Consider the following 4,875-nt stretch of genomic DNA (forward strand, 5'->3'; position numbering starts at 1 on the left):
AAGCGGAGCAGCCCGGCCATGCGATCCACTGACCGGACATAATCCTCGAACAGCGGGCCGTAGTCGCCGCGGGTTTCTCCCGGTTCAGGCAGCAGCAGGGCATTGCGCAGCCGCACGGCCAGGCCGCTCGGCGGGTTGTGCCGGACCGACAGGAAGTGCCGGCTGCCGTACTGCGCCCCGTCGCCGTGAACCGCGGACCGGTCGATGCCGAACAGGCGCGCGGCCCGGTTCGCCGGATTGGGGATGGCAATTCCCGGCAGGCGAACGCGGCGCTCCTCGATCCAGATCCAGCGCCCGCCTCCCAGCGTCTGCAAGGCGACGGCGAAGCGGGCGGCGTTGCGCAGACGCTGCTCCGGATGAAGCGTACTCATGTCGCTGGGGTGAAGGGACGCCGCCATCAGCCAGCCGAACTGGCTGCACGCCACCACGCGCGGACGTCCCTCGTGCGGCAGCATGGTCAGCCAGGGTATTTCGTCCCACAGATACTTCTTCGTCATGTCATGTTTCCAGGTCGGTCCGGCCGCGGATGGCCCGGACAACGAAGCGTAGGATGACCTCCTGGTGGAACGGGTTGCCCCTGGCCAGATAGACCCCGGCTGCCCACAGCGCGCCCATGCCCAGGCACAGGATGATCAGAGCGGCCAGGATGGTGCGGCCGGTGGGTTCGATGGCCTGCAGGACGAAGACGGCACCGCACAGCCACCACAGCACAATCAAGACCCAGGTCGAGAATCGGGCAGCCCCCGGCATGTAGGGGTGCTGCCCGGCCCGCCGGATCTCGATGCTGTAGTCCGGGGGCGTCATCAGGCCCCACCCAGACCTAGGACGTACTCGGCCAGGACCGGAACGCCGCCGAGAAACGCGCCGATCGCGGCACCGACGATAGCCTTGCCGATACCCCGTCCCGGATCGCCGACCATGGCACCGAGCAGGGCGCCGATGATGGCGAGGCCGACGATCATCAGGCCGACATTGGCGATCATGAAATCCCAGATGTCGGTGGTAAAGGTTTCGATCCCGCCGGCCGGAATCTGCGCCAGGGCCGGTCCGGCCACGGCGCTCAGGCCAAGAGCAGCGGCGGCGGCAAGGGACTGACTGGTTTTCATCATCATCTCCAGAGCATAGGTTGATGGGCTATGTCGTAGCCCTCATATGCAAGGTGAGGGACGTCAATACGGGCTAGTTTATAGCCGGAAATGGCGTCGTAGCCGTCGGGGCGGTACACTCCGACGATGTCGCGGCCACCGCCGGGGCGACGGCGGATCCAGACGATGCGCTGCAGGGTCTTCATCAGCACGCGGCGCTGCGGCGCCGGATCGATTCCGGCCTGGGCTACCATCTGCTCAACGCGGTCGAAGAAGTCGGCCGGATTGCTGGCGTGCAGGGTGACCAGCCCGCCGCTGTGGCCGGTGTACTGCGCCATCACGAAGATCCAGAACACGCCGTCGCGCGCTTCGCCGAGAATGATCCGGTCGGGCCGACAGCGTAGCGCATCCCTGAGCAGGTCGCTCATGTCGAGGCCGATGCTGGACAGGCGCAGCACGTCCTGCACGCAGGGGAATTGCAGTTCCGGCGTGTCTTCCAGGATAACGAGCCGATCCGGCTGCACCGCCGGATGGTTGACCATGCTGGTCAGCAGCGAGGTCTTGCCGCTGCCGGTTTCCCCGAACACCGCGATGGTCAGCTTCGCGGCCAGGGCGGCGGCGATGCAGTCCATGGTCGGCAGACCGATGCCGACACCTTCGTGGTCCTCCCGGTTGTCGTCGACCTCCTGTCCCTGGATCGGGGCTATGCCATCGTCGATGTAGTCCTGAAAGGACCGCACGGTTCTGGGCAGGAAGCGCAGCACGACATAGGGCCCGCCCACCGCGCGCGGTGGAATACCACCCTGGAACCGAATCTGCCCCGGAAGATCGGCGTCAAAGCTCAGGCGTCCTCTGCCTTCCGCGACGACACCGGCAAAGCGGGCGGCCAGCGTCACGATCTGCGACCGCCGGTCGGCATCAAACCGGGTTTCCAGCCGGCGCTTGCCGGCTGAGTCGTAGACGAATGCCCGGCCATCCGGGTTGATCGCGATGTCCTCGATGCCGGCCTGCGCCGCCAAGTCCTGGATTTCTCCGCCCAACGCACTGTTCAGCAGTCGTCCGGCCTCCTCGCGTTCCCGGTCACTCAGCGGAACCATGGCGGGCTCCCTGGTTCATGCGCTGCACGGTTTCGCTGACCTGACGGGCGTGATCGGCGTAGCAGGATGGTCGCTGTTCCGGGGGCAGATAGCGCAGCCGGGTGTCGAAGTTCAGGATGGCCAGCGTCATGCGGAGCTGGTGCGCCAGCTTGTCGAGGTCTGCCCGCATATTAGCCAGGGTAGCGGCAACGGCATCGGACTGGTCGACGGCGGCATCGACCTTGCCCATCGCGATGTTGATGCACTGCTCGATAATGGCGTTGCGGGACCATTTGCCCGCCATCTGCTGCTCGATCCAGGCATCCTGCTCCTCGCCGATCAGGATTTCCCGGGCCCGCCGCCCGACATGGCGGTTGGCCCTGGGACGCTTGGCGCGGTTCTCGGCAGCTGTGCTGTGTTCGGCAATCAGGGTCATTGTTCCCTCACATCATCAGGGGATAGTCCTCGGTAGGGGTAGGGGTAGGGGTAGGGGTAGGGGTCGTCGGTGCTGAAGCAGCCTCTTCTGGCGGTGCCGTCGTCCTGGTCCTCGGGGTCCTTTTCGCCTTCGGTTTCCTAGCCTCCTCCGACCGCCTCGGCTCCGGCAGAGCATCGGGCGGGGGCGGCTCGTCGAACCGAATGCCGTCCCACGGGTTGCGCTCATCAACGGCTGGTGGCAGATCGATGAAATTGCCTTTGTCGTCGCGCACCGGCAGGAACTCGGCGTCGAGCGGCGACCACGAGCGCGGCACCGGATCGACCAGGGTGCGCCAGGACGACAGCGGCGGGCGCCGTACCCTGATCGGCTTGGGATAGCCGCAGACTAGGACGTCGTTTTCCGACAGCCGCAACACCGCTTCGGTTGGCAGGATCGGCTTGCGCACCCGCGACCGTGACAAGCCCCCGCCCCGGCGCTCGCCGCCGACGCTGTAGGATGCGCTGTCAGACTCCGCCGTGACCTCGATGGAGCCGATCGCCCGGCTCAACTTGTCGGCCTCGCCGCTGTCGAACGGGCGCAGGGCAACGAGCCGCGAGTTGTTGAAGATCAGCGACTTCTCGCCGTAGATCGTCGTCAGGACGCCGTCGGACTGAGCACCCAGCATGGCCCGGCAGTGATAGGAGCGCATATCCGCCATGGCGCCCTCGACGGCATCGACCTTGCCGAAGCGGTTGAACTCGTCGAGGGCGAACAGCATGCAGTGCTTCTTCCAGCGCTCGCCGACCTTGTCCTGGTGCCCCATCAGGGCATTGAGGATCTGGCTGGTCAGCATGCGGACCAGCGGCGCCAGGCGGCTGGAATGCTCCGGCGGCAGGTACAGATTCAGCAGCACCGGGTTGGGTCCGCACACCAGATCGGCCGGTGAGAACTCGCAGGTTTCCGTGGCGGCGGCCACGTTGGAATCGGCATAAACGTTCAGGTAGCTGTCGATCGTCGCCAGGATCGATCCGACATAGCGTTCGTTGTCGTTCTGCCAGATCCTGCGCGCGGACGCCGCGATCTCCTCGCGCAGGATCGGGTCCGGGTGCTGCTGGTGCATCATCCGTTCGCCGCCGACCTTGCCGGTACCGTGAAAACGCCGCAGACCACCGAGGTTCCTGTCCCTGCGATCGCCGAAGTTGTTGAGGAACATCATTTCGGCCGTGGCCAGTGCCTTGGCGTTCTCATCCCAGATCGGCTCCTTCGCCTGCGTGGTGTCGCTGTGCGGCAGCAGGGCGGCAAGGTTCTGGAAGCCGGCGATCTGATCCGTTTCGGTTCCGACACGGGCCATCGGGTTGTACTTGACACTGTCGGGCAGAGTCGGTGCGAACAGCAGGTTATGCCGCCAGCGGCTGGAGCCCTGGAGCAGCAGCCAGAAATCGCCTTTTCGGTCGTGGACGATGGCCGATCCCTTCCAGCTTCTCATCAGGGTCGGCATGAAAAAGGACAGCGTCTTGCCCGCCCCGGTCGGGCCGGTGACGCGCACGTGCATCTGGTGCCGGTCGATCAGCAGGCGGCCGTCAGGCAACGCCCCCACCGTGATCCCACCGGGATCGTTCAGCCTCGGCCGAGTGTCGGCATCCATGCCCTGATTCCCCGCCTGCGTGGTTTGATCAGCCCGAATTTCACGAGATCATCCTCCGTTGCCCAGACCGCTTCGACCTGGGCCTCGGTGCCCTTCATGCGCGGGTTCAGCAGCCAGCTGCTGGCCCGGCTTACCGCGATGCGCATCAGAATGACGGCAGCGACTGTGACCGCCAGCAGCCCCAGCCCCGCCGGCACGAACCACCATTCGTGCTGGGCAACCTGCAGCCATGCCCACCAGGCTCGCATCAGTCCAGCCCTCCCTCGCGTCCCCGCGGCGACTCCCGCTGCCGCAGGGGTGTACCTGTGCTCGGGTCCAGCCCCAGCTGCCGCCGGCGCTCCACGACGATACGGCGCTTCTCCTCCAGGTCCGTGCCGCGCTCCAGCCGGTAGCCCAGCTGCTGGGTTGCGACCTCCCGCGCCCGCGCCCGCAGGCCATGCGAAACGTAGCCGTTCGACAGGCGTAAATTCCTGTCTTCAACCCTGGCCCTCATCATCACGTGAGCATGTGGATGGTCGGTGTCCCAGTGCTCGACCGCGAACCATTCCAGCCCCGCGCCGCGCCGGACTTCGTCCTCGGTCAGCAGGTCGCGCTCGACCTTCCCCATCACCGCGCGGGTGTAGTCCTGCAGATCGAGGCGGTGTCCGTTCTCGG

The 4,875-nt window shown here is 66.1% G+C and carries 7 protein-coding genes and 1 pseudogene; all 8 read right to left on the bottom strand.

Going from position 1 to position 4,875, the window contains the following annotated elements; all coding sequences use genetic code 11:
* On the bottom strand, window positions 1-497 hold a 497-nt coding region (locus AC5JJ6_RS38940), incomplete at its 3' end, for a hypothetical protein (RefSeq protein ID WP_496047186.1).
* 1 nt (window position 498) lies between these two features.
* Window positions 499-804, bottom strand: coding sequence for a hypothetical protein (locus tag AC5JJ6_RS38945; protein ID WP_496047187.1), 306 nt, complete (start codon window positions 802-804; stop codon window positions 499-501).
* Window positions 804-1,106, bottom strand: coding sequence for a hypothetical protein (locus tag AC5JJ6_RS38950; RefSeq protein ID WP_496047188.1), 303 nt, complete (start codon window positions 1,104-1,106; stop codon window positions 804-806). The genes AC5JJ6_RS38945 and AC5JJ6_RS38950 overlap by 1 nt, the downstream gene beginning before the upstream one ends.
* 2 nt (window positions 1,107-1,108) lie before the next feature.
* Window positions 1,109-2,182, bottom strand: a complete 1,074-nt coding sequence (locus AC5JJ6_RS38955) for an ATPase, T2SS/T4P/T4SS family (RefSeq protein ID WP_496047189.1) — start codon at window positions 2,180-2,182, stop codon at window positions 1,109-1,111.
* A complete protein-coding gene (locus AC5JJ6_RS38960; RefSeq protein WP_496047190.1) occupies window positions 2,166-2,597 on the bottom strand; it encodes a hypothetical protein in 432 nt (143 codons plus the stop codon). Before AC5JJ6_RS38960 ends, AC5JJ6_RS38955 begins: the two co-directional genes overlap by 17 nt.
* A 7-nt stretch (window positions 2,598-2,604) precedes the next feature.
* Complete coding sequence (locus tag AC5JJ6_RS38965) at window positions 2,605-4,221, bottom strand: type IV secretory system conjugative DNA transfer family protein (RefSeq protein WP_496047191.1); 1,617 nt, start codon at window positions 4,219-4,221, stop codon at window positions 2,605-2,607.
* A complete protein-coding gene (locus AC5JJ6_RS38970) occupies window positions 4,194-4,469 on the bottom strand; it encodes a hypothetical protein (protein WP_496047192.1) in 276 nt (91 codons plus the stop codon). Before AC5JJ6_RS38970 ends, AC5JJ6_RS38965 begins: the two co-directional genes overlap by 28 nt.
* Window positions 4,469-4,875, bottom strand: a pseudogene (locus AC5JJ6_RS38975) (hypothetical protein); the annotation flags it as partial. The gene AC5JJ6_RS38970 and the pseudogene AC5JJ6_RS38975, both read right to left, overlap by 1 nt.

The sequence above is a fragment of the Skermanella sp. genome, from assembly GCF_059503625.1.